Source organism: Natronosalvus vescus, assembly GCF_023973145.1.
Lineage (GTDB): Archaea > Halobacteriota > Halobacteria > Halobacteriales > Natrialbaceae > Natronosalvus > Natronosalvus vescus.
On record NZ_CP099546.1, the window covers coordinates 2,331,863 to 2,355,600 of the forward strand.

The window sequence follows — 23,738 nt, forward strand, 5'->3', positions numbered from 1 at the left end:
CGCTCGAGGCACCCGCTTTCGGAAAGAGCTTTCCGAGTCCTGCACACACTGTGGAGTATGTCGACACTCCGGTCAGCGGCCGAGACGGCAATTGAGCAGTGTTTAGCGCTCGAGTCCGAGGAATCCTGTGTGATCGTCACCGACGACAAGCGCGAACCGATCGGGACGATGCTGTACGACGTCGCCAGCGACGTCACCGACGATGTGGTGATCGTCCGCTACCCGCCGGGTGAGACCCACGGCGGCGAACCGCCTGAACCGGTCGCGGCGGCGATGGCCGCGGGTGACGTCGTTCTCGCGCCGACAACCAAGAGCCTGAGTCACACCCGGGCGAGAACGGAGGCGAACGAAGCTGGTGCCCGCGTCGTCACGCTCCCCGGGATCACCGAGGACGTGTTCACGACGGGACTCGACGCCGACTACGACACGATAGCCGCCCACTGTCGAGACGTTCGAGAGCAGGTCGACGGTGCGGCGGAGGTTCGAGTCACCACCGACGCTGGCACGGACATCACGTTCGGCATCGGCGAGCGGCAGTTCCTCTCTGACACCGGCATCGTCCACGAGGCCGGCCGGATGTCGAACCTTCCGGCCGGTGAGGTGTTCGTCAGCCCCGAGACCGCCGATGGGACGTTCGTCGTCGACGGGACGATGATGCCCTACGGCTTGCTCGAGGACGGACAGACGCTCGAGTTCGACGTCGAGGACGGCCTCGTCACTCGTATTTCGGACGACGAAATTCGCGAGACGGTCGACACGGCTGCGGAGGAAGTGGGCGACGCAGCGTACAACCTCGCCGAACTCGGTATCGGGACGAACGTCGCCGTCACGGAGCTCGTCGGGAGCGTGCTGCTCGACGAGAAAGCCGGCGGCACGGTGCACATCGCCATCGGTGACGACGCCGGCATCGGTGGGGACGTCGAAGCGCCGATCCACCTCGACGGGATTATCCGCGAACCGACGGTGTACGCGGACGGCGTCGAAGTCGAACTGCCGAGACAGGGCTGACGCACGCTGATTCGTTACGCGTGACCTCGAGCACGAGATCCGCTCCTCGAGCGTCCGAACAGGAACCCGCCGTCGCTTCAATCGCCTTTTACGCCCGGAGCCTCTACGTGGACGTCATGAGCGACACTCAGGATCGAATCCCTGCACCCTGCCCCTCGTGTTCGCCGGAACTCGAGACGGTACACGAGGTACTCTCCCCGGGTGGGGGGAGCCTTACCGTCCGATGCGGCGACTGCGGCCACGTCCACAAAGTACAGCCCGAACCCGAACGCGAGGTGACCCTCGACGTCGTCGTCTCCCAGGACGGCGAGTCGTTCACCGCGAACGTCACCACGGTCGAGGACGAAACGGTCGAACTCGGCGACGAGTTCTTACTCGAGACCGAGGAGGTACTCGCGACGGTTCGGGTCACGAGTATCGAACTGGACGGGATGAAACGCGTCGAGCGGGCACCGACGACGGACATCGAGACGGTCTGGACGCGAGAGGTCGACAACGTCTCGGTCAACGTCACGATCCACCCCAAAGACGGGCGGAAAGACGATAGCCGAAGCATTACCGTGCACGTCCCCGGAGACTACGAATTCACGGTTGGGAAGTCCGACTCCTTCGGGGACGACGAATTCGAAATCGACGCGTTCGTCGTCCGCGGCGATGCGGCGGGCTACGACCGTGATCGGTACGAGATGCCTGGCGACAGTGTCCCCGCGAAGGACGCCAAACGGATCTACGCCTACGACGAGACGAGCAGCGCCTGGTCTGCGTGGTAAGATGAACGATGGGGGTGTCGAAGACGACCGACGTAACGACCGCGAACGGATGGTCGACATCGTCGCCAGCCACACCGACATCGAGGACGACCGCGTACTGGACGCGCTTGCGGTCGTTCCGCGCCACGCATTCGTTCCTCCCGGCCGTCGGGCCAACGCCTATGACGACCGCCCGCTGCCGATCGGCGACGGGCAGACGATTAGCGCCCCGCACATGGTCGCCATCATGGTCGACCGTCTCGCACTCGAGCCTGCCGATCGAGTTCTCGAAATCGGTACCGGCTGTGGCTACCACGCGGCGGTTACCGCCGAATACCTCGACTCCGGGACGGTGTACAGCGTCGAGTACAGCGACGACCTCGCCGACCAGGCTCGCTCGACCCTCGAGCACCTCGGCTACGATAACGTCGAGGTTCGAACGGACGACGGCCGGGAGGGCTGGCCCGAACACGCACCGTACGACGCGGCCTACCTGACCTGTGCCGCCCCGTCGTTTCCCGACGCCGTCGTCGAGCAGGTTCGACCCGGCGGCCGACTCCTCGCCCCGCTCGGTACTGGCAGCCAGACGCTCGTGTTCGCGCGAAAACGCGAGGACGACACGCTCGAGAAACGTGATGGCGAGGCCGTTCGGTTCGTCCCGATGCGTGGGTAGCCGGGTCGAGTGGTTCTCGAGCGGTGGATATCGAGTGGGTCTCGAGTGGTGCGCATCGAGGGGTACGTAACCCGCACACGCACGGCCGAATAGGTGGGTTTTCGATCCTGGAACTCTCGCGCTTATACACCCTCGTCATGTCTACTCCCACTCCATCCCTCGAGGTACTGCTCCTGTTGCGTGCCGCCCGCGAAACGGGTGCCCTCGAGGCGCTGATGACCAGCGCGGAAACGCCCGAAGCACTCGCCGCCGAGACGGATCTGACGCCCCGAGCAGCGACGACACTCGTCTCCGTTCTCGAAACCGAGGGGTTTCTCGAGCGGGTCGACGATACGTACGAGCCGACGAACCGCTCGCTCGGCTTCCTGGCAAAAACGGACGTGCGATCGATCGGATCGCTGCCGGCGACGCTCGATCGACTCGATCGCAGTCTGGAACTCGCGTCGACCATGCGGGGTGACGATCCCGATGCGATGACGGACATCGAACGGCGCAACCGCCTCGGCGCACTGGCGGCCGTCGACGAATCGACCGTCCGGGCGATTGTCACCGAACTGGTTCACGTCGCGCCGGACGCACGGCGGGTGCTCGAGATCGGCGGCACACCGGGTCGACACGCAGCCGAGTTTGCCGCCCGTGGGTTCGACGTGACGGTGTACGACCGGCCCGAACACCTCGTGGCTTCCCGTGGTGTTCTCGCCCCTGCGGACGTCGAGACCCTCGAGGGGACGATCCCCGATGGACTGGCTGATACCCTCGCAGGTGTCGATCGATTCGACCTCGTCACCGCGGTCGAGCAGAGCCATCGCTTCGGGCCGGACGCGAACGAACGACTCATCGAAGCGGGCATCGGCGTGCTACGGCCCGGTGGTTCGCTGGCGCTGGTGACACCACTCGAGGGAGATGCCGCGAGTCGGGCGACCGTCGACGCGCTCACAACGACTGTCGAGGGACGCTGTCACGCGTCTGAAACGTACCGAGGGTGGCTCGAGACGGCGGGGCTCGAAGCCGTCTCAATTCGTTCGGTTCCGGGTGCGGCGGTGCACGTCGTCACCGGTCGAAAACCGGATGCCACCTTCCCTGCTGGCGGTCAGTAGGTCGCTACTCGCGCAAGCGAGTCCTTGATTACCGTCGCGCTGATAGCCTGCCTATGGAGCTGTCGGTACTGCGGGAGGACATGGTCGACGGCCTCATCCACGAGTCGAAGGGCGTCCTCGAGGACGAGGCGGTCGCCGCCGCGATGAGTGACGTCCCACGCCACGCGTTCGTCGACGACGACCGGGCAGCGTACGCCGACCGCGAGCACGAGGTGCTCGGCACTCGCGTGCTCGCACCCAGCACGGTCTGCCAGCTTCTCGAGTCGCTCAACCCTCGACACGGCGATTCCGTCCTCGTCGTCGGCGTCGGCGTCGGCTACACGGCCGCCGTCCTGGCTGAACTCGTTGGAGAGACGAACGTCCACGCCGTCGACATCGCGCGGCCAGTCGTCTACGAAGCCCGAAACAACCTCGAGCAGGCCGGCTACGGGGGTGTCCTCGTCGACTGTCGAGATGGGGCCCGTGGTCTCCCCGCGTACGCGCCGTTCGATCGGATCCTCGTGGAAGCAGCGACGGTTGCACCACCCCGGCCCCTGCTCGAGCAACTCGGAGACGGTGGCCGGCTCGTCTATCCACACGGAAGCCAGCCCCAGCATCTCGAGGCCGTCGATGCCGATGGAACGACCGAGCAGTTCGGAGTTGTCTCGTTCGAGCCGTTGCTCGTCGACGGCGAGCAGACCGGTGCGGTCGAACGAAATCGGATGGCTCGAGAGGACGTCGAACACGCGACTCGACGGGCGGCCTCACGAACTGGGTGGGAGCGTGAGTGGATCGAGTGGGACTAAGAGCGATTCCTGGATCCTGGGGCTATCGAGCGCTCCCGCTTCCGCTCGAGTGCCTCGACAGTTCCACGAATCACTATAACCCGAGGCCGAATGTTAGTTCTCGATGACGACGATCTCGGTGTTGTCCTGTTCGTTCACGTAGTCGGTGTTCGTCGGTGGGACGACGTCGATCGCTAACGAGCCGGTTCGCTGGCCCTGTCTGAGTTCCGGGTCGAGCGAGAGCGTTACCGTCCCATCGACGCTCGTCTCGCCTTTCACGGCGGTGTCGAGCCACGCATCGTCGCTCATGACGATGACGGTCGCGTCCTCGACCGTGTTCCCATCCTCGCCGACAACCGTCAACTGGACGTCAGTCGTCGTGCCCGCATCGATCGTCACGGGATCGACCTCGACGTCGACTTCGGTTTCCGCGAGCGTGCCGATTCCGCCGAGCATGCTCATCATGATGGCTAAACTGGCGACGCCGACGACGAGGACGATGATCAGGCGGATCGGCAGCCCCTCGATCGCTCGCTCGTCGCTGGCAAATCGGGTGAATGTTCGCATAGCCCGTTTGGCCGCCCTCTGGTATATAAACTCCCGACTCGATGGTGACATCGCTCAGCGAACTGATCCGCGTTAAAAGTGGGGTGGGGGTTTGGGGGGGGGGGGGGGGGTGGCGACAGTCTGTCTCAGATCGCCAAGTAATCGTATGGATGGGAGGTGGTTAAAAATACTGTCTAATCGTTTCGTACCTCTTAATTGGGATCACTAATTAATTAGAGTCGTCGTCGAACACCATCGAAACCAGCTTTCGCTGGGCCGCTCGCAAGTGGTAGTGGTACGTCGGCGGCGTGATGTCGAGGGCGGCCGCGAGGTCCTCACCGGTACTTTCGCGTGGCCACTTGAAGAAACCGCTATAGTGGGCCGCCTGAATAGCCGCTCGCTGTTTGTCGGTCAATCGATCCTCCAGGCGGGACTCGAGTTCCGGCACCGAGGTCGTCGATGTCGTTTCTCGTCTGGCGGTCAACTCCGTCTCCGGGTAGCGCTCCTGGATCGATTCGATAAGCGAACGCGTATCGATCTGGCCCGGTACCGAGAGGACGATGGCGGTCGAGCCGTTGGTCGTCGTCGCGGCGGTGACGCGGGCGTCGTACTCCCGAAGGGCCTCGATAAAGGGAGTCGGCGCCGTCGTACACTCGAACAGGCTCGCGTCTTCGCCCGCAGAGACGACCGAAATCGACTCGATCGCCGCCCACTCGGTGGCCAGCTCGAGCACGCCGTCGACCGGCGGATCGTCGATCGAGACGAACAACACGGTTTCGTCGGCTCTGTCGATGATGCCTTCGAGGGACACGGTGCGTCCGATAGCCTCGCTGATGCGATTGAACAACAATCGCTGACTCGCACACTCGAGTTGGATCTCGAGTCGGCTATCGGTCAACATCGCCTGGGTTCGCTCGACCGACCGAATCGCGTGGCCGATCGTCTCCCCCAGTTCCCCCAGCACTTCTCGCTCGCTCTCGCTGATCGCGTTCGCCTGCGGGGCGTGAACCACGCAGGCTCCGTATTCACGTTCGGCATCCACCAGCGGGACGGCGATCACCGTCTGGTAGCCGTAGGTGAGCGCGCCTTTTCGCCGATCGTTCCACTCCGGATCGTCGAGAACGTTCTCGACGACCTGAACGGATCTGGTCTCGAGGGCGCGGTCGATGAGCGTCGACTCGGGGGCAAGGGTTCCCTCATCGCGAAGCCGGTCGATGTAGGTCACGTCGATCCCCTCCCAGACGATCGGTGATGGAGGCGTCTCCTCGCTCGAGGCGACCCAGGCACACAGATATCGATCCGTATCTGCGAGTCGCTCACAGACCGTTTGCTCGATGTCTTGGCGTGTCGACGCCTGGGCGATACCCCGGTTGATCGCCCGGACGATCTCGTTCGTGTGATTCAGTCTCGTTAGCTCCTCGTTTTGCTCGGTGAGCGTCCGGTCGTGCTCGCGGAGCAACTGTTCGCGCTCGGCCCGGTCGAGGGCAGCCTCCGTGTTCGCCCCCAGAATGTAGAGCAACTCCCGCATCGTCTCGTCGAACCCGTCAGTGTGTTCACTGGCCGCGGCGACGACGCCGTGGGTGCCGAGCGGGACGATGAGTTCGCTCCGGCTGAGCGGTTCGAACGACGCGCCGCTGGCTTCTGCGTCGACGGTCGGATAGTACGCCGGTTCCCCCTCTGAAAACACCTCCCAGATCAGGCCGTCCCCTCGGCCGATCGAGGGTTCGGGTGTCAGCCGCTGGCGCGTTTCGGCCGTCGACGCGACGTGGGACAACGACCCTGCCGTCGGTTCGAACTGATAGGCGGAGACGATCGGTACCTCGAGGATCGTCCCGGCCGTATCGACCGTTGCCTGATAGATTTCGGCTTTCGTCCCCGCGCGCATGAGGTCGCGCGTCGTTTCGTGAAGCGTCGTCAGCGTTCGTTCGTACCGCCGTTCGCTCTCCCGGAGCTCGGTCTCCGTTCGGTACTGTGAGACGGCGTTCGTGATCTGATTGGCCAACAGCGTAAAGCGGTCGCTTCCTGGCTTCTTCTGGAGGTACTGGGTGACTCCGGCCGCGATCGCCTCGCTCGCTATCTCTTCCGATCCTTTCCCGGTGAACAAAATAAAGGGGAGATCCGGATCGCGTTCGCGAACCGCCTCGAGAAACTCGAGTCCGTTCATGCCGGGCATGTCGTAGTCGCTCACGATGCAATCGATCGGCTCGGCGTCGAGGGTTTCGAGTGCCTCGGTGGCTCCGCCGACTGCCGTTACTTCGAATCGGCTCTGCTCGCGCTCGAGCATCGTCGCGGTCAGGTCGGCGAACCCGGACTCGTTGTCGACGGCGAGGACGGTGATTGGTTCGGTCACCGAGGATCACCGCTGATTCGCCGTCGCAGTCGCACTCGTACTCGACGTCGCACGGCGAGGGACGGACGTACTCTCCGACGGTGACAGTCTCGACGCACCACGACTCTCATCAATGAGAGGAAAACGGGCACCCTACAAAACTATTAGGTAGTTTGACCGTGGCGGTGTGCTGTCACTCGATTCTGCTCGAAGTGCCGGTGCGTGTAGAGTAGTGCGTATCAGGGATTGTAGAGTAGTGCGTATCAGGGAGTGATGTATGGTGCGTATCAGTGAGTGAGCCGTGGGTGAAGTGAACGCCTCAGATCCGCTGCCTGCTCGTGAACTCGCGCCAGTGTCGTAGCCCCCAGATGCCGAGGCCGGTACAGATGAGCGCCGCTGCCAGAAAGTAGACGATCAGGTGTGAGGAGACGAGTTCGCTCGGATTCCGTACGCCATAGGAAACGCCTTCGGTCGCGAACGCGACCAGTATACCAGCCCCGAGGGCGATACCGGAAGAGGCGATGAGAACGGTGAGTCCATCGACGTTCCCTTCGTCCAGCCGCCAGAGTGCGACGATGAACGCGATCGCGGTCGCCAGCACGTAGTACGGGACGCGACCGTTCGAACCCGCCGTATCGCCCGAGAGCAATGCCACGAGTCCGACGAACCCGGCAGTGAGAACGAGCGTGAACCCCATGACGACGAGAAGGATGCGTTCTGGAAGCCGATTGCGTAGCGATTCGACGTTCATAGTCATACCGTGTGTGGTGAGCCAATGGGTAAAAAACCTCTAGGCGAGCGTGACAGTCACCGAACGGGCACGAAACATTTAACTGATGAGTACGTACCCGGTCAGTATCCGATGGCCAAATCGATGGAACGGTTCACGGTTTCGAACGACGGCTTCGCCCTTCCCGTGACAGACGTCCTGACGGGGCGAGGGTTCGTGACCGGAAAGTCCGGCAGCGGCAAGTCGAACTCCGCCAGCGTGGTGGCAGAAGAGCTGCTTGACCGGGAGCTGGGGCTGTTGATCATCGACACGGACGGGGAGTACTACGGCCTGAAAGACGCGTACGACCTGATTCACTTCGGCGGTGACGATAGCTGTGACGTACAGATCGGCGTCGAAGACGCACCACAGGTGGCCGAAGTCGCCCTCGAAGACAACGTCCCGGTTATCCTCGACGTCTCGGCGTACATGGACGAGGACGAGTCGCGCGAAATCCTGTACGAAGCGATCAAAACGCTGTTCGTCGAGGAAAAGAAACACCAGAAACCGTTCTTGCTCCTCGTCGAGGAAGCCCACGAATTTATCCCGGAACGCGGTGCGAGCGACGACCTGTCCGAGATGCTCATTCGGGTGGCAAAGCGCGGGCGAAAACGCGGTCTCGGCATTCTCGGCATGTCACAGCGTCCGGCCGCCGTCTCGAAAGACTTCATCACGCAGTGTGACTGGATCGTCTGGCATCGACTCACCTGGGACAACGACACCGCCGTCGTCGATCGTATTCTGGGCGAGGAGGCCGCCGAGACGGTGCAAACGCTCAACGACGGGGAAGCGATCGTTCTCAGCGACTGGGACGAATCGGTTCAACGCGTCCAGTTCCGGCGCAAACGGACGGCGGACGCGGGATCGACACCGACGCTCGAGCGGGCCCGCGGCTCGAGCGCGGAACGGAGCGAACTGATTCGTCGACTCGGTGGGGAGGTCGACTCCGAGGGGCGTCCTGACGACGAGACTGTTCCCTCGGAGGAGCCTCCCGACACGGAGGACTCGAGCGATAGCGAGACCGAACTGCCGACACAACACACGTACGACGATGGTGACGCGACGCCGGTTGCACACGAGCAACCGGCTCGACGCGACCCACACCGCGTCGCCTCCCACCCGCCCAGGAGAGAGACCACCACTCGCGACCGCCGTCTCGGCCGGAACGATCCGGAGGAGTACGATCCGGTGTGGGAAGTCGGGGACATGGTGATCCACCTGTACGAGGGGATCCGGCGACGCCATCGACGCTTCGTCCACCGTGTGGAAACGGTGTTGGTATCCCGGTTTGGGCCAACGACCTACGTCGAACCGGCCCAACGTGGCGTCTCTCCGTCCCGATCGGCCCGCGTCTGTTCGGTGGTTGCCAGCGTTCTCGTCGTCTCGTTCTATCTCGCAGTGGTACTCCTGTTGATCGCGCTGGTTTCGTAAGAAGGAGTTCGCCGTTTTTCGGCCCAGCGATGGCGTGGTGAGTGTCGGCTTATTCGGATTTGTCCTCGAACGTCCGATGAGAACGGGCGGCGTAGACCGGGCCGGCGACGGTCGACGAGAGCACGATTGCGATGATGAACCCCCCACACAGCGCAGCGAGTGAGTACGTGGCGAGTTGGCCCTCGACGTATAGCTGGAGACACCAGCCCACGAACAGGACGAGCGCTCCGCCGAGGATATACGTGAACGGGTTGGGATTCCACGCGGAGTCGCTATAGGTGCGCCAGCGCGCGTCGCTACCCAGACGGGCGGTCGACCACGCCGAGAGGAAGAGGAGCGTACCGAGGAGCACGTAGGCGACGACGCCAGCGATCCCGCCCGCTCCCGTATCGAACACGCCAGGGCCCAGGAGTATCGCTATGGCGACGTACGCAACAGCGAGCACGAACGGTGCCAGTAACACCCGGTCGTCGACCGGTGATGCGACCGCGCGCCCGCTGACCGATGTGTCACCGTCTTCGGCTCGAGCACGCAACTCGCCGATCTCGATGCCGATTCGGCGCTCCGTGATGTCCGTGAACCGAAGACAGCTTTCCCCGTCTTCGGAAGACGTGCGTCGAACCCCCGACGGGCTGTCGTTTTCGGTTCTTGTCACGGCAGATCACCCGCGTTCGTGCCGTCGGTAGTGGCCCACGTTTCTCGATTGGATCGATACGGCTGTATGGTGGTCTCTTCCCCCGCTCCCCAGGGATGTACGTCGTCGGTTTCTGGTGGCTTCGGTGATGACATGGTTCTCTCTGTGTTGTCACCGGCGTCCGTCCGCGTGTCGATAACCGCCGGACGAAGTTGCCACTCCACGCAACAAGGCTTATTACGGTGGAGAGAGAAAACCAAGGTGTTCCACTCCCTTCGGTTTTCTCGGTGGTGATTTTCTTCTAGCCTCGGCCAAATGGATACACACTCGCTTTAATCTTATTACATTATTATAACATGTGTGCGAGCATGCAATTGGTTCTCTGTGAATCTTTCTCTCGGAGTCATAGGCGTCTGGTGGTTTTTCTGGAACTCCTTGTCTTCGGGAATCCAACTACTCTGTAAATGATATATTGGCTAGCACGACGGTTCCACGCCGAGTCCAACGGAACGAACTCGGATCGTAAGGAGAACCCCCTCTCGCGTTCCTGCTCGAGGCGGGGATTGAGTCGCGATCGTAAGTGATGATTCGGATTACGGGCGATGATTCGCGATCCGGGCGAGCTGCTCCCTGACGTCCGTTCCAGTGGATGGGTCGACAACCAGCGCTCTCTCGGCTCGTGAACGTTGAGATCGGAAAAGCGCCCGAGGCGGGATTTGAACCCGCGTCACGACCGTGACAGGGTCGTATGATGGGCCACTACACCACCCGGGCTTGCTGCAACTCATCGTTTCCCGGTCGGAGTATTAAGGCTTTCCAATCACTGCCGCTGTGGTAGGCCGAACCGCAACACGATTGACCGATGTGGGCGGGCGTCTCGAGCCACCGCGCGTCCGACACACCGACTCCGTCGCCACATAGTTTGGTGAGGTGTCACGTCTCCACAAAGGTTTTGGCGGGTCGTGCGATAGCTACCCATATCTGCGTGGCCGAGTCGATTCGAATCGGCCAGTCCGGCTAGGCGTGCCTGCGGAGGGCAAGTTAGAAACCGTTAAATGCCCTCCGCCGATACGTCCCTGTAGTATCTCGTGACAGCCGCTTCTCTCCCGGTAGGCCGGACCAACAACACATGGTAGACGTAAGCCAACACGAACTCGTGCCAGAGCACACCATCCTCGACGAAGACGTTCTCGAGGACGTGCTCGACGAGTACGACATCGACCGCACAGACTTACCAAAGATCAAACGCACGGACAAGGCGCTGCCCGACGAGGCCGAGGTCGGCGACGTCATCAAAATCGTGCGAAACTCTCGAACGACGGATCAGGCCGTCGTATACCGACTCGTGGTGGAATAAATGGAACTGGATCGAACACTCAGACGGGACATTTCGCGGGAGTATTTTTCGAAAGAACGCCTTGCAGAACACCATTACCGCTCGTTCAATGCGTTTTTGACGCGCGGGATGCAGGAGGTCGTCGACGAGAAGGCGACGATCGACACGGACATCGGCGACAAAGAGGGCGAAGAGCCGGTGCACGTCGAACTCGGTGACGTCCGCGTCGTCACGCCGCGTGTGCGCGAGGCCGACGGCTCCGAGGAGTTGCTCTACCCCCAGGAGGCACGTCTGCGCAACATCACCTACTCCGCGCCGGTGTTCATGGAGATGAGCATCGTCAAGGGCGAGGAGGGAGACCAGCGTGTCGTCGACTCCACCGAGACGAAGATCGGTCGGATGCCGATCATGGTCGGCTCCGAGAAGTGTAACATCGCGGGCTTCTCCGATCAGGAACTGATCGAGATCGGCGAAGACCCGGCCGACCCCGGCGGCTACTTCATCGTCAACGGCTCCGAGCGCGTGTTGATGACCAGCGAAGACCTCGCGCCCAACAAGATCCTCGCCGAATACGACACGAAGTACGGCGACGAAATTCAGGTCGCCAAGACGTTCTCCCAGCGACGGGGCTACCGTGCACTCGTCCTGTGTGAACGGACGCGAAACGGGTTGCTCGAGGTATCGTTCCCGTCAGTCTCGGGCTCGATCAACTTCGTCACGCTCGTGCGCGCGCTCGGGCTCGAGTCCGACGAGGAGATCGTCCACAAGGTCTCGAACGACCCCGAGGTCGTCAAATACATGCTCGAGAACCTGGAGGAAGCAGAAGTCCAGACGAAAGAGCAGGCGATCGAGGCGCTCGGGAAGCGCGTCGCGAGCGGCCAGGGGAAAAACTACCAGCTCAAGCGGGCGAACTACGTAATCGACCGGTACCTCCTCCCGCACCTCCACGAGGACGGCGTCGACGAGGAGGACGTTCGGATCAACAAGGCCCACTACCTCTGCCGGATGGCAGAAGCGTGTTTCGAACTCGCGCTCAACCGCCGCGAATCCGACGACAAAGACCACTACGCGAACAAGCGCCTGAAGGTCAGCGGCGACCTGATGCGTGATCTGTTCCGGACGGCGTTGAACAAGCTGGCCCGGGACGTGAAGTACCAGCTCGAGCGGGCGAACATGCGAAACCGGAACCTGTCGGTGAATACGGTCGTCAGATCCGACGTGTTGACCGAGCGTCTCGAGCACCCCATCGCCACCGGGAACTGGGTCGGCGGTCGTTCGGGCGTCTCACAGCTGGTCGATCGAACTGACTTCATGGGCGTCCTTTCACACCTGCGTCGCCTGCGCTCGCCGCTGTCGCGCAGCCAGCCCCACTTCGAGGCGCGTGACCTGCACGCGACCCAGTGGGGTCGCATCTGTCCCTCCGAGACCCCGGAGGGGCCGAACTGTGGACTGGTGAAGAACTTCGCCCAGGCGATGGAACTCTCCCAGCACATCGAGGACGAACAGGATCTCAAACGAGAGCTGGCGTCGATGGGTGTCGAAGGCATTCCGGGTATCGAGGGCGTCGAACGAACAACTGCGGACGACTAACACATGAGTAGCCAACAACGAGAAGCCAAGGTGTACGTCAACGGGTCGCTGGTGGGTACCCACCCGAACCCGAACGAGCTAGCCGAACAGATTCGCGAAGCGCGACGCATCGGAGACGTCTCCGAGATGGTGAACGTCTCAGTGAAAGAGCGCACCCGCGAAGTGATCGTCAACGCGGACGCGGGACGCGCCCGCCGACCACTGCTGGTCGTCGAGGACGGCGAACCGCGCATTTCGGACACCGAGATCGAGGCGCTCCGAGACGGCGACCTCGAGTTCGAGGATCTGGTCGACCACGGCTACGTCGAGTTCATCGACGCCGAGGAGGAAGAGGACATCTACGTCGCCGTCGACGAGGATGACCTCACCGACGATCACACGCACCTCGAGATCGACCCCTCACTTATTTTCGGGATCGGTGCCGGGATGATTCCCTACCCGGAGCACAACGCCAGCCCCCGTATTACGATGGGGGCGGGGATGGTCAAGCAGTCGCTCGGGCTTCCATCGGCGAATTACCGAATCCGACCGGATACACGCCAGCACCTGCTGCACTACCCGCAGCTGTCGATGGTCAAGACCCAGACGACCGAGCAGATCGGGTTCGACGAGCGTCCCGCGGCGCAGAACTTCGTCGTCGCCGTCATGAGCTACGAGGGGTTCAACATCGAGGACGCGCTGGTCATGAACAAAGCCAGCGTCGAGCGTGCGCTCGCTCGCTCGCACTTCTTCCGCACCTACGAGGGTGAGGAGCGACGCTACCCCGGCGGTCAGGAGGATCGATTCGAGATTCCGAGCCAGGATGTCCGTGGCGCTCGTGGCGAGGAGGCCTACACCCACCTCGACGACGACGGCCTGGTCAACCCCGAAACGAACGTCGACGAGAACTCCGTGTTGCTGGGCAAGACGTCCCCACCACGGTTCCTCGAAGAACCCGACGACATGGGCGGTCTCTCGCCCCAGAAACGCCGGGAGACGAGCGTCACGATGCGTTCGGGCGAATCCGGCGTGGTCGACACGGTCACCCTGATGGAAGGTGAGGACGGCTCGAAGCTCTCGAAGGTGTCCGTCCGTGATGAGCGGATTCCGGAACTCGGAGACAAGTTCGCCAGCCGCCACGGCCAGAAAGGGGTCGTCGGCCACCTGGCACCGCAGGAGGACATGCCCTTCACCGAGGAGGGGGTCGTCCCCGACCTGGTCGTCAACCCGCACGCCCTGCCGTCGCGGATGACCGTCGGCCACATCCTCGAGATGATCGGCGGCAAACTCGGTGCGCTGGAGGGACGTCGCGTCGACGGAACGCCGTTCCTCGGCGAGGACGAGGACGAACTGCGCGGCGGACTCGAGGAGAACGGGTTCAACTCCGCGGGCAAGGAGGTCATGTACTCCGGCGTCACCGGCGAGAAGATCGAGGCCGAAATCTTCGTGGGCGTCATTTTCTACCAGAAACTGTACCACATGGTCTCGAACAAGCTGCACGCCCGCTCGCGCGGGCCGGTGCAGGTGCTGACGCGCCAGCCGACCGAGGGTCGTGCCCGCGAAGGTGGGCTGCGTATCGGTGAGATGGAACGTGACGTGTTCATCGGCCACGGGGCGGCCATGACGCTGAAAGAACGCCTGCTCGATGAGTCCGACCGCGAGTTCATCCACATCTGTGGACAGTGTGGAATGAGTGCCGTCGAGAACGTCGAGCAACGACGCGTGTACTGTCCGAACTGCGACGAGGAGACGGACATCCACGAGATCGAGATGAGTTACGCGTTCAAGCTCCTGCTCGACGAGATGAAAGCACTGGGAATCGCCCCACGACTCGAACTGGAGGACGCCGTCTAAATGATACGAAACAGCACACCGAAAGACATCGGATCGATCAACTTCGGGCTCATGGAGCCCGAGGAGTACCGGGAGATGAGCGCGACGAAGATCATCACCGCAGACACCTACGACGACGACGGCTTCCCCATCGACATGGGGCTCATGGATCCCCGTCTCGGCGTCATCGACCCCGGGCTCGAGTGTAAGACCTGCGGCAAACACTCGGGGTCGTGTAACGGCCACTTCGGCCATATCGAACTGGCGGCGCCGGTGATCCACGTCGGATTTACGAAACTCATCCGCCGACTCCTTCGTGGGACGTGTCGGGAGTGTTCACGACTCCTCCTGACCGAGGACGAAAAAGCGGAGTTCCGCGGACAGATCGAGGAGTACCGCAAACTGGGCCACGACCTCAACGACGTAACGAAGGCGGCGATTCGCCAGGCACGAAAGAAGGATCGCTGTATGCACTGCGGTGAGGTTCAGTACGACATCGAACACGAGAAGCCGACGACCTACTACGAGGTACAGCAGGTTCTCACCAGCGAGTACTCCCAGCGCATCGCCGGTGCGATGCAGGGCAACGAGGAGGAAGGCATCGATCGAACGACGCCGGACGAGCTGGCCGATAAAACCGACATTGATCTCACCCGAATCAACGAGATCCTTTCGGGATCGTTCCGCCCGCGCGAGGGTCAGCGAAAGGCCATCGAGAAGGCCCTCGACATCGACCTGACCGAGGAGGATACGAACAAGCTGATGCCCTCGGACATCCGGGACTGGTTCGAGGCCATCCCCGACGAGGACATCCGCGTGCTCGGGATCGACGCCGAGCGCTCTCGACCGGAGTGGATGATCCTCACCGTCCTCCCCGTTCCACCGGTTACCGCTCGCCCGTCGATCACCCTCGACAACGGCCAGCGCAGCGAGGACGACCTCACCCACAAGCTCGTGGACATCATCCGGATCAACCAGCGGTTCATGGAGAACCGCGAGGCCGGTGCGCCACAGCTGATTATCGAAGACCTCTGGGAGCTGTTGCAGTATCACGTCACGACGTTCATGGACAACGAGATTTCGGGGACGCCGCCGGCTCGTCACCGTTCCGGACGCCCGCTCAAGACGCTCTCCCAGCGTCTGAAGGGCAAGGAGGGCCGGTTCCGTGGCTCCCTGTCGGGGAAGCGTGTGAACTTCTCGGCTCGTACCGTCATCTCGCCCGACCCGACGCTCTCGCTGAACGAAGTCGGTGTGCCGGATCGCGTCGCGACGGAGATGACCCAGACGATGCTCGTCACCGAGCGCAACGTCGAGGAGGCTCGACGCTACGTCGCCAACGGCCCGAACGGTCACCCCGGTGCGAACTACGTGCGCCGACCGGACGGTCGCCGACTCAAAGTAACCGAGAAGAACTGTATGGCGCTCGCTGGCATGTCCGAGGAGGGCGGACTCGAGAGCGCCCAGACGGTCGGACCTGGATGGGAGGTCAACCGGCACCTGATCGACGGCGACATCGTTATCTTCAACCGCCAGCCGTCGCTCCACCGGATGTCGATCATGGCCCACGAGGTCGTGGTTATGCCGTACAAGACGTTCCGACTGAACACCGTCGTCTGTCCGCCGTACAACGCCGACTTTGACGGCGACGAGATGAACATGCACGCCCTCCAGAACGAGGAGGCCCGCGCCGAGGCGCGCGTACTCATGCGCGTGCAAGAACAGATCCTGAGCCCGCGCTTCGGTGAGAACATCATCGGCGCGATCCAGGATCACATCTCCGGGACGTACCTGCTGACGAAGGACAACCCGCGATTCAACGAGACGCAGGCACTCGACTTGCTCCGGGCGACCCGGATCGACGAACTGCCCGAACCCAGCGGGATTGACGACCAGGACGAACCGTTCTGGACGGGCCGAGACGTCTTCTCCGAACTGCTGCCTGACGACATGCACCTCGAGTTCACGGGCACCGTCGGCGACGACGTCGTCATCGAGGACGGCCAACTCGTCTCCGGGACGATCGCGGAGGACGAAGTCGGCGAGTTCGGTGGCGAAATCGTCGACGCGATCACCAAGCAGTACGGCAACACTCGTTCGCGGGTGTTCATCAACGAGCTGTCGACGCTTGCGATGCGGGCGATCATGCACTTCGGGTTCTCGATCGGGATCGACGACGAGACGATCCCCGCGGAGGCCGAAGCCCGCATCGACGAGACGATCGAGGACGCATACGATCGCGTCGCGGAATTGATCGAGGCCTACGAGCGCGGCGAACTCGAGAGCCTGCCCGGTCGGACGATCGACGAAACCCTCGAGATGAAGATCATGCAGACGCTCTCGCGTGCGCGTGACAACGCGGGGAACATCGCCGAAGAGCACTTCGAGGGCGACAACCCGGCGGTCGTCATGGCCGAGTCCGGGGCGCGTGGCTCGATGCTCAACCTGACCCAGATGGCCGGCTGTGTCGGCCAGCAGGCGGTTCGAGGCGAGCGCATCAATCGCGGGTACGAGAACCGGACGCTCAGCCACTACAAACAGAACGACCTGTCGGCGGAGGCTCACGGTTTCGTCGAGAGTTCCTACACGGTCGGTCTCGGCCCACGGGAGTTCTTCTTCCACGCGATGGGTGGCCGCGAAGGGCTGGTCGACACGGCAGTCCGGACGTCGAAGTCCGGCTACCTGCAGCGCCGTTTGATCAACGCCCTGTCGGAACTCGAGACCCAGTACGACGGTACCGTTCGGGACACCTCCGACACCATCGTCCAGTTCGAGTTCGGCGAGGACGGCACCTCGCCCGTGCTCGTCTCCTCCGGCGAGGATCACGACGTCGATGTCGAAGGAATCGCCCAGAAGGTACTCGACGAGGAGTTCGACTCCGCGTCCGAGCGAGAGGCGTTCCTCGCCGGCAAGCAGACCGAGACGAACCTTTCGGAGCACGCCGACAGTCGTCGTGTCGCCCCGCCCGAGGAGGTGACCTCCGATGACTGATACGAAGACCGTCTTCACCCAGGACTACGACGTCTCCGACGACGTCATCGCCGTCGTCGAGGACAGCGAACTCCCACGGCGACTCAGAGACCGCGTCTACGGGGCGCTCGAGGAACGTGGCGACGTCACCGCCGAGCAGGCCCAGGACGTCATCACCGCCGTCGAAAACGACTACGTCGAGACGCGGGTCGATCCGCTCGACCCCGTGGGCACCGTCAGCGCCCAGTCGATTGGGGAGCCAGGGACGCAGCTGACGATGAACACGTTCCACTACGCGGGTGTCGCAGAGATCGACGTCACGCAGGGGCTGCCTCGGCTGATCGAGCTGGTCGACGCCCGGAAGACGCCCGACACGCCGATGATGACCGTCCACCTCGAGGACGAGTACGCGACCGAGCGCGAGAAGGCTCACGAGGTCGTCTGGAAGATCGAGGCCTCGAAAATACTCGCGCTTGGTGACGTGTCGACGAACGTCGCCGACATGCGCGTCCAGATCTCGCTGAATCAGGACACGCTCGAGGAACGGATGATCACGGCCGAGGAGGTCGCCGAAATCATCCAGGACAGCCTGGGCGTCGAGACGGTACAGCAGGGGACGACCGTCGAGTTCGGCCCCGAAGAGCCCTCTTACCGCGACCTCCTCCAGCTCGTCGAGGAGCTTCGCGACATCACGTTCAAGGGAATCGAGGATATTTCGCGGGTCGTTATCCGCCGAGAAGAGATGGACGACGACACCGAGGAGTTCGTCCTCTACACCGAGGGATCGGCCTTCGGTGACGTGCTCTCGATCGAGGGCGTGGACGCCTCCCGGACGACGTGTAACAACATCCACGAGATCCACCGCAACCTCGGCGTCGAGGCCGCTCGCGAGGCGATCATCGAGGAGACGAACAACACGCTGGCCGAGCAGGGTCTCGACGACGTGAACGTCCGTCACCTGATGCTGGTCGCCGACATGATGACCAACGAAGGGACGATCGAATCGATCGGCCGCCACGGCATCTCCGGGTCGAAAGACTCCGTGCTCGCACGAGCGGCGTTCGAGGTGACGGTCAACCACCTGCTGAACGCGGCGATCCACGGCGAGATCGACGAACTCCACGGCGTCACCGAGAACGTCATCGTCGGCAAGCCGATCAAACTCGGCACCGGTGACGTCGACCTTCGGATGGGATCGTCGCCGAACAAGGCGGACTGAGACGAACCGTTGTAACGGTTCTCGAGGTGATTGCCACTGTGTGTTGACAATCACCGCCAAACGACGACACCGGTTCTTATGAACGCGGCCGTTCTTTTCTCTCGTCAATGACGATCACACTCGAGGACGACGCCCGGCAGTTCATCGCCCGATTCGAGGACGTCTCGGGCGTTTCGGGACGCGACTGTCTGGTTTCCGACGATCGGCTGGTGATCGTCGTTCCCGCCGGCACGCTGGGGGAGGCGATCGGTGCGCGCGGACAGTACGTCAAGCGGTTCGAACGCCAGACCGGGCGCTCGGTTCGGCTGATCGAGGGTGCGACCGACCCCGCGTCGTTCGTGGCGAACGCGCTCGCGCCGGCGGCCGTCCGAAACGTCACGATCAGCGAGAACGACGACACGGTCGCCTACGTCGAGGTGCTCGAGGGCGACCGTGGGGTCGCGATCGGGACGGGTGGCCAGCGGATCGAGGACGGTCGCCGTCTGGCAGAGCGCCATTTCGGAATCGACGACGTGCAGTTAGTGTGAGCGGGTTCCCACCGTCGAAACCACCGCTTCGGATCGGGTCGACGGGGACGATGGCTGCTCCAGACACGCCTCGAGCGACCTCCGTTCCCGACGAAACGCGCTCAGATCTCTCGAGAGCTATCGATAAAGCGTTCTCGTGGCGTTTCGACCGATCCAAAAGGGGATGCTTAAGTGTCTCCGTCGGATATCGATTCGCATGGCAAACGGCAAATACGCCGCGCGGAAGCTCCAGAAAGACCGCCAGAAACAGCGGTGGTCTGACTCGGACTACGCGCGCCGAGCACGCGGCCTGCGCGAGAAGTCCGACCCCCTCGAGGGGGCACCACAGGCCCGCGGTATCGTTCTCGAAAAAGTCGGCATCGAAGCGAAACAGCCCAACTCGGCCATCCGAAAGTGCGTCCGTGTCCAGCTGATCAAGAACGGCAAACAGGTCACGGCGTTCTGTCCCGGCGACGGGGCGATCTCGTTCATCGACGAACACGACGAGGTCACCATCGCCGGTATCGGTGGGGCGAAGGGTCGTGCGATGGGTGACCTCTCCGGTGTCAACTACAAGGTCGACAAAGTCAACGGCGTCGCCCTGCTCGAACTGGTTCGTGGCAACGCGGAGAAACCGGTGCGATAACATGAGCGAACAGGAACAACCCGAACCCGAGGCTCCGGCCGGCGGCGGCGACCTCTCGGCCAAGCTCTTTGGCACCTGGGACGTCTCCGAAATCGTCTACAACGACCCCTCGACCGAGCGCTACCTCTCGGTAACGCCCATCGCCCACACGGCGGGTCGTCACGCGAGCAAGCAGTTCAAGAAGTCCGAGATTTCGGTCGTCGAACGCCTCACCAACCGGCTGATGCAGACCGAGGAGAACACGGGCAAGAAACAACAGACGCTGAAAATCGTCCGTGACGCCTTCGAGATCATCCACGACCGCACCGAGGAGAACCCCGTCCAGGTACTCGTCAGCGCCGTCGAGAACGCGGCTCCCCGCGAGGAGACCGTCCGCCTGAAATACGGTGGGATCTCGGTTCCCAAAGCCGTCGACGTCGCTCCCCAGCGACGCGTCGACCAGGCTCTGAAGTTCATCGCCGAGGGGGCATACAACGCCTCGTTCAAGACGCCGACGTCGGCCGCCGAGGCCCTCGCGAGTCAGCTCATCGGTGCCGCTAACTACGACGTCCAGACGTACGCCGTGAGCCAGAAAGAAGAGAAAGAGCGCGTCGCGGCTGCTGCCAGATAAGCGCGTTTGCGGGCGGTTTTTGCGGTCGGTTCGACCGTTACCTCGAGCGACGTCGCTCGACTGGCGAGTCTTTTCTTCAAATTTATGTGATCTCGGCGGAGGTACACGTACGTGCTGCCATCCGACCCGCCACGTGTGTTCGTCGTCCACTCGAACGTGGCGGCGGCCGTCATCGACTTCGAGTCGCTTCCGTTTTCGACTCGATACGCTGACTTCGAGCGCTCGATCCTCGAGCAGTTCGACCCCGAGGACGACGTCCTCGTCCTCGAGTGGGCCCTCACTGCTCCGGACGCGCGTGGCGTCCTCGATGCCGCAACCCAGCAGGTACCAGCGACCCGGACGCTCGCGTTGACGCCATCGGTTCCGGCGGACGATCCGATCGACCGTGGGGCCGACGAATATCTGGTGACGCCCGTGACCGCCGACCAGTTTCAGTCGACGGTCGAGCAACTGGTTATCCAGCACGCCTACGAGGTGACGCTCGACGAGTATTTTCGACTCGCCACCGAACGGGCGGTGCTAAAGAACGAACTCGATAGTGGCGTTGATGTCGGCGATCGATACGAGGCGGTCACGGCGCAGCTGTGTGCGTGCCGACAGCGTGCGGAGACGCTTCGGCGTGGGCTTTCGGAGACGGGATTCGACCGGACGTTGCGGAAATTATTGGACGACTGAGGTTTCACTCCGTTATCGAGACGAAATCGTCTCGCCGTTTGGTTTTTCTATATTTCTATCACATTTAAATATTCATATTCGTGAATGGTACTATGGATTCTGGGTGAGATATATTAAAATAAATTTATTACGGGTCGGTACCATGGCTCATACGTACTATGACGGAACTCAGCGACTACCTGAAGAACCACCCACGAATGATTGGCGTGCTGTTTACGGCGATGCTGTTGTTGTCTCAGGCGGGAACTGTCGTTGCCGGGAACGGCACGACCTACGGCGGCCCGTAACTCGACTCAGTGATTCGTCAGTGCAGTCTCGTGTGACCAGAGTAACGTATCGTTCAGCACAATCGGGATCTCCTCGAGGCTCAAAAACGCGTCGAGCTGTGTCGCCGTCACCGTGAACGGGCCAACGTTCCCGGGGGTCAAAAAGTAGGAGTTAGTCGAATCGAGATAGGGCATATAGAGCGCACCTTTTCCCATTCCCGTCGGCACGTACAATTCGAGTTCGACCTCGAACCCCTCGTCAGCTGGCTCGATCGTTGCGAACGTTGGCGTTCCGGTCTCTGCCTGCGCGATCGTCGTCAACCCGTCGCCGACGAGCCGGTACTGTTGGCCGACGAAACTCTCTTTGCGAGCGATTTCGAGGGCTGCGTACAGTGGATAGCCGCGATTTAACAGCCTGGCGAGCTGGCTCCCAACGCTAATTGCGCCACTGTTGATCACGTCACCGAGGGTGACGACGCCACCGATGCTGCCTGCTTCGATCAGATACAGTCCCTGGTTGTGTGACTGGCAGGCGTTGAGCAAAAACGCCTTGGCACCGACGTGCTCAAGCGACGAGGCGGACAGTTTTCCGTCTGTACACTGAAATCCTCCCTCGTCGATGTGGCCGATGTAGTGGAAGAAGTCGCTGTCGTCGGCGAGCACGGATTCGAGTTCTGCCTTCGTCAGTTCGTAGTTCACCGAAACGGAAAACGGTAGCTCCTCTCGGTCGCCGTAGATGCCGTTGACGGTCTCGAGTTCCTCGCGCATCTCCGGATCGTTACAGACGACCGCAATCTCGATGGGATCCGTTCGTGGTGTTCGGCCGTTGCTGTGATAAAAGGCTGACACCGGTGTCGTACTCACGATCTCAGCCGATCGATCGCTTCGCCACGATTGGGTAATCGTCGGCATCGTCGGCGGCTCGACGTGCTCGGCGTCGGTCGTCGATCCCCGGTCGGAGTCGGCGCTGCGCACGAACGAACCGCGCGTGAACGCTTTGATGGCGGTGACTTCCTCCTGGTCGGTGGCCGTCTCAGCTGTTTCCGTCTCCTGAATCCGAACGATCGCCAGATCGTCGGTGACGAACGGGAGAAACGAGATGGCGTCGGCCGTTGGCGGCAGGTGGGTCTCGAGTCGCCACTCCGGGAGGTGTGGTTCGATCGTTTCGAACGGGACGCCCAGGTACGTTTCGACCTGCTCGTGAATCGGTCGGTCGTACGTCGCTGCAAGATCGAACTCGAGATCCGGTTCGACGGCGTGTCGTTCCTGGAGCGGGACGGGCGTCGTCCCCTCGGTGCGAGCGACGCAGTCGAGGAAAAACAGGTGTTTCAGGGTTTGCTCGACGGTCGCCTCGAATCCATCGGCGCCGCTCAACGAGTGCGTGAAGCCACCCTCGGTGACGATCTGCGGGTTCGGCCCGGGACGTACCGCTGCGCCGAGATAGTACGCGAGCGGCGTTATCACGTAGATGTCTTCCAATCGCCGTGGTACCTCGATCGTGACGCCGGTGTCGGGTCGTTCGAGCGAGTCGGGTATGTGAAGTTCGTCGCCCCGTTCGAGCGCAGGTGGGTGCCCGCGTAGCGTCGGATACGATCGCTCGGGCGTCGTCGTCTTGAGTGCCGACCCGAACATGGTGACCGCTTCCATCACGTCGTCGGGGTCGCTGGTCGTTGTGATCGTCGTGGCTGGTCGGGTGTGATAGGATCGAACACCGATGAGAACGGGTGTGTCCTCCTCGAGACTGATGTAGGTTCGCTCGGTATCGAAGTACAGATGGATCGAACTCTCTACTCGGATGTAGATTTTGAACGGTGCCGAGATGTCGAGTGTGTACTGTCCGTCCTCGAGGGCGGTCTGCTCGATGTTCCCGATGTCGTCGAGCATGGCTCCGTTCTCGTCACGGACGTGAGGGAGATCGTTCGTGGGGAGGGTAATCGCGTCGGTCGTAATCTGAACGGCCGCGTCGACTGGAAACTGGATACGTTCCGGTGCTACCGGTTCCGGCGATACCGAGCGGTGTGTCGTCAGCTGATAGCGATGTCGCTCGATACGATCGATTATCTCGAGACCATCCGTAATCGGTTCGAACGTTGGCTTCATATCGCGTAGGG

General features: G+C 62.3%; 21 protein-coding genes and 1 tRNA gene. 16 read left to right on the top strand and 6 right to left on the bottom strand.

The features are described from left to right. Positions 1 to 57 precede the first annotated feature (57 nt). From NGM68_RS11120 to NGM68_RS11140, 5 genes are all read left to right on the top strand, one after another. Entirely contained in the window at positions 58 to 1,008 is a 951-nt protein-coding gene (locus NGM68_RS11120) for an aminopeptidase (protein WP_252698198.1), read from the top strand. Positions 1,009 to 1,124: 116 nt separating this feature from the next. After that, complete coding sequence (locus NGM68_RS11125; protein WP_252698199.1) at positions 1,125 to 1,778, top strand: HVO_0476 family zinc finger protein; 654 nt, start codon at positions 1,125 to 1,127, stop codon at positions 1,776 to 1,778. 1 nt (position 1,779) lies between these two features. After that, positions 1,780 to 2,430, top strand: a complete 651-nt coding sequence (locus tag NGM68_RS11130; RefSeq protein WP_252698200.1) for a protein-L-isoaspartate(D-aspartate) O-methyltransferase — start codon at positions 1,780 to 1,782, stop codon at positions 2,428 to 2,430. Positions 2,431 to 2,567: 137 nt separating this feature from the next. Next, positions 2,568 to 3,527 carry a class I SAM-dependent methyltransferase gene (locus NGM68_RS11135; protein WP_252698201.1) on the top strand — a complete coding sequence of 320 codons (960 nt, stop codon included), beginning with the start codon at positions 2,568 to 2,570 and terminating at the stop codon, positions 3,525 to 3,527. Between the two features lie 53 nt (positions 3,528 to 3,580). Further along, positions 3,581 to 4,312 (top strand): protein-L-isoaspartate O-methyltransferase family protein, encoded by a 732-nt coding sequence (locus NGM68_RS11140; RefSeq protein ID WP_252698202.1) that lies wholly within the window; start codon positions 3,581 to 3,583, stop codon positions 4,310 to 4,312. 93 nt (positions 4,313 to 4,405) lie between these two features. On the opposite strand, the gene NGM68_RS11145 is transcribed toward NGM68_RS11140, so the two are convergent. From NGM68_RS11145 to NGM68_RS11155, 3 genes are all read right to left on the bottom strand, one after another. Beyond that, positions 4,406 to 4,858: a DUF7382 domain-containing protein gene (locus NGM68_RS11145; protein ID WP_252698203.1), complete on the bottom strand. Its 453-nt coding sequence runs from the start codon at positions 4,856 to 4,858 to the stop codon at positions 4,406 to 4,408. A gap of 208 nt (positions 4,859 to 5,066) precedes the next feature. Further along, a complete protein-coding gene (locus NGM68_RS11150) occupies positions 5,067 to 7,187 on the bottom strand; it encodes a bacterio-opsin activator domain-containing protein (RefSeq protein ID WP_252698204.1) in 2,121 nt (706 codons plus the stop codon). A 298-nt stretch (positions 7,188 to 7,485) separates the two neighbouring features. Beyond that, positions 7,486 to 7,923 carry a hypothetical protein gene (locus NGM68_RS11155; RefSeq protein ID WP_252698205.1) on the bottom strand — a complete coding sequence of 146 codons (438 nt, stop codon included), beginning with the start codon at positions 7,921 to 7,923 and terminating at the stop codon, positions 7,486 to 7,488. Positions 7,924 to 8,028: 105 nt separating this feature from the next. Here NGM68_RS11155 and NGM68_RS18250 point away from each other — a divergent pair, with 105 nt between their 5' ends. Next, the gene (locus NGM68_RS18250) at positions 8,029 to 9,366 is read left to right on the top strand and encodes an ATP-binding protein (RefSeq protein WP_311136037.1); all 1,338 of its coding nucleotides are present in this window, start codon (positions 8,029 to 8,031) and stop codon (positions 9,364 to 9,366) included. 49 nt (positions 9,367 to 9,415) lie between these two features. Here NGM68_RS18250 and NGM68_RS11165 read toward each other — a convergent pair whose 3' ends face one another. Both NGM68_RS11165 and NGM68_RS11170 read right to left on the bottom strand, forming a co-directional pair. Continuing rightward, positions 9,416 to 10,021, bottom strand: coding sequence for a hypothetical protein (locus NGM68_RS11165; RefSeq protein ID WP_252698206.1), 606 nt, complete (start codon positions 10,019 to 10,021; stop codon positions 9,416 to 9,418). A 680-nt stretch (positions 10,022 to 10,701) separates the two neighbouring features. Beyond that, positions 10,702 to 10,774 (bottom strand) — tRNA-Asp (locus NGM68_RS11170). Positions 10,775 to 11,129: 355 nt separating this feature from the next. On the opposite strand from NGM68_RS11170, the gene NGM68_RS11175 reads away from it, so the two are divergent. The 10 genes from NGM68_RS11175 (at position 11,130) to NGM68_RS18195 (ending at position 21,648) form a co-directional block, all read left to right on the top strand. Then, a complete protein-coding gene (locus NGM68_RS11175) occupies positions 11,130 to 11,357 on the top strand; it encodes a DNA-directed RNA polymerase subunit H (RefSeq protein WP_252698207.1) in 228 nt (75 codons plus the stop codon). Beyond that, entirely contained in the window at positions 11,358 to 12,926 is a 1,569-nt protein-coding gene (locus NGM68_RS11180; RefSeq protein ID WP_252698208.1) for a DNA-directed RNA polymerase subunit B'', read from the top strand. Positions 12,927 to 12,929: 3 nt separating this feature from the next. After that, on the top strand, positions 12,930 to 14,759 hold the full coding sequence (gene rpoB, locus NGM68_RS11185; RefSeq protein ID WP_252698209.1) for a DNA-directed RNA polymerase subunit B: 1,830 nt from the start codon (positions 12,930 to 12,932) through the stop codon (positions 14,757 to 14,759). A 3-nt stretch (positions 14,760 to 14,762) separates the two neighbouring features. After that, positions 14,763 to 17,726 carry a DNA-directed RNA polymerase subunit A' gene (locus NGM68_RS11190; protein WP_252701417.1) on the top strand — a complete coding sequence of 988 codons (2,964 nt, stop codon included), beginning with the start codon at positions 14,763 to 14,765 and terminating at the stop codon, positions 17,724 to 17,726. Continuing rightward, the gene (gene rpoA2 / locus NGM68_RS11195) at positions 17,719 to 18,924 is read left to right on the top strand and encodes a DNA-directed RNA polymerase subunit A'' (protein ID WP_252698210.1); all 1,206 of its coding nucleotides are present in this window, start codon (positions 17,719 to 17,721) and stop codon (positions 18,922 to 18,924) included. Before NGM68_RS11190 ends, rpoA2 begins: the two co-directional genes overlap by 8 nt. Positions 18,925 to 19,031: 107 nt before the next feature. Beyond that, positions 19,032 to 19,451 (top strand): NusA-like transcription termination signal-binding factor, encoded by a 420-nt coding sequence (locus NGM68_RS11200; protein ID WP_252698211.1) that lies wholly within the window; start codon positions 19,032 to 19,034, stop codon positions 19,449 to 19,451. A gap of 196 nt (positions 19,452 to 19,647) precedes the next feature. After that, positions 19,648 to 20,076 carry a 30S ribosomal protein S12 gene (locus NGM68_RS11205; RefSeq protein ID WP_252698212.1) on the top strand — a complete coding sequence of 143 codons (429 nt, stop codon included), beginning with the start codon at positions 19,648 to 19,650 and terminating at the stop codon, positions 20,074 to 20,076. A gap of 1 nt (position 20,077) precedes the next feature. Beyond that, a complete protein-coding gene (locus tag NGM68_RS11210; RefSeq protein WP_252698213.1) occupies positions 20,078 to 20,686 on the top strand; it encodes a 30S ribosomal protein S7 in 609 nt (202 codons plus the stop codon). Between the two features lie 111 nt (positions 20,687 to 20,797). Next, on the top strand, positions 20,798 to 21,361 hold the full coding sequence (locus tag NGM68_RS11215) for a HalX domain-containing protein (protein WP_252698214.1): 564 nt from the start codon (positions 20,798 to 20,800) through the stop codon (positions 21,359 to 21,361). 158 nt (positions 21,362 to 21,519) lie between these two features. Next, entirely contained in the window at positions 21,520 to 21,648 is a 129-nt protein-coding gene (locus NGM68_RS18195) for a DUF7503 family protein (protein WP_256469879.1), read from the top strand. A 6-nt stretch (positions 21,649 to 21,654) separates the two neighbouring features. Here NGM68_RS18195 and NGM68_RS11220 read toward each other — a convergent pair whose 3' ends face one another. After that, a complete protein-coding gene (locus tag NGM68_RS11220) occupies positions 21,655 to 23,727 on the bottom strand; it encodes a CHAT domain-containing protein (RefSeq protein ID WP_252698215.1) in 2,073 nt (690 codons plus the stop codon). Positions 23,728 to 23,738 lie beyond the last annotated feature (11 nt).

Coding starts and splice junctions, on each gene's coding strand:
- NGM68_RS11205 (WP_252698212.1), top strand. CDS start 19,648: ATGGCAAACGGCAAATACGCCGCGCGGAAGCTCCAGAAAGACCGCCAG.
- NGM68_RS11145 (WP_252698203.1), bottom strand. CDS start 4,858: ATGCGAACATTCACCCGATTTGCCAGCGACGAGCGAGCGATCGAGGGG.
- NGM68_RS11175 (WP_252698207.1), top strand. CDS start 11,130: ATGGTAGACGTAAGCCAACACGAACTCGTGCCAGAGCACACCATCCTC.
- NGM68_RS11210 (WP_252698213.1), top strand. CDS start 20,078: ATGAGCGAACAGGAACAACCCGAACCCGAGGCTCCGGCCGGCGGCGGC.
- rpoB (WP_252698209.1), top strand. CDS start 12,930: ATGAGTAGCCAACAACGAGAAGCCAAGGTGTACGTCAACGGGTCGCTG.
- NGM68_RS11140 (WP_252698202.1), top strand. CDS start 3,581: ATGGAGCTGTCGGTACTGCGGGAGGACATGGTCGACGGCCTCATCCAC.
- NGM68_RS11135 (WP_252698201.1), top strand. CDS start 2,568: ATGTCTACTCCCACTCCATCCCTCGAGGTACTGCTCCTGTTGCGTGCC.
- NGM68_RS11200 (WP_252698211.1), top strand. CDS start 19,032: ATGACGATCACACTCGAGGACGACGCCCGGCAGTTCATCGCCCGATTC.
- NGM68_RS11120 (WP_252698198.1), top strand. CDS start 58: ATGTCGACACTCCGGTCAGCGGCCGAGACGGCAATTGAGCAGTGTTTA.
- NGM68_RS18250 (WP_311136037.1), top strand. CDS start 8,029: ATGGCCAAATCGATGGAACGGTTCACGGTTTCGAACGACGGCTTCGCC.
- rpoA2 (WP_252698210.1), top strand. CDS start 17,719: ATGACTGATACGAAGACCGTCTTCACCCAGGACTACGACGTCTCCGAC.
- NGM68_RS11125 (WP_252698199.1), top strand. CDS start 1,125: ATGAGCGACACTCAGGATCGAATCCCTGCACCCTGCCCCTCGTGTTCG.
- NGM68_RS11180 (WP_252698208.1), top strand. CDS start 11,358: ATGGAACTGGATCGAACACTCAGACGGGACATTTCGCGGGAGTATTTT.
- NGM68_RS11155 (WP_252698205.1), bottom strand. CDS start 7,923: ATGACTATGAACGTCGAATCGCTACGCAATCGGCTTCCAGAACGCATC.
- NGM68_RS11130 (WP_252698200.1), top strand. CDS start 1,780: ATGAACGATGGGGGTGTCGAAGACGACCGACGTAACGACCGCGAACGG.
- NGM68_RS11220 (WP_252698215.1), bottom strand. CDS start 23,727: ATGAAGCCAACGTTCGAACCGATTACGGATGGTCTCGAGATAATCGAT.
- NGM68_RS18195 (WP_256469879.1), top strand. CDS start 21,520: ATGACGGAACTCAGCGACTACCTGAAGAACCACCCACGAATGATTGGC.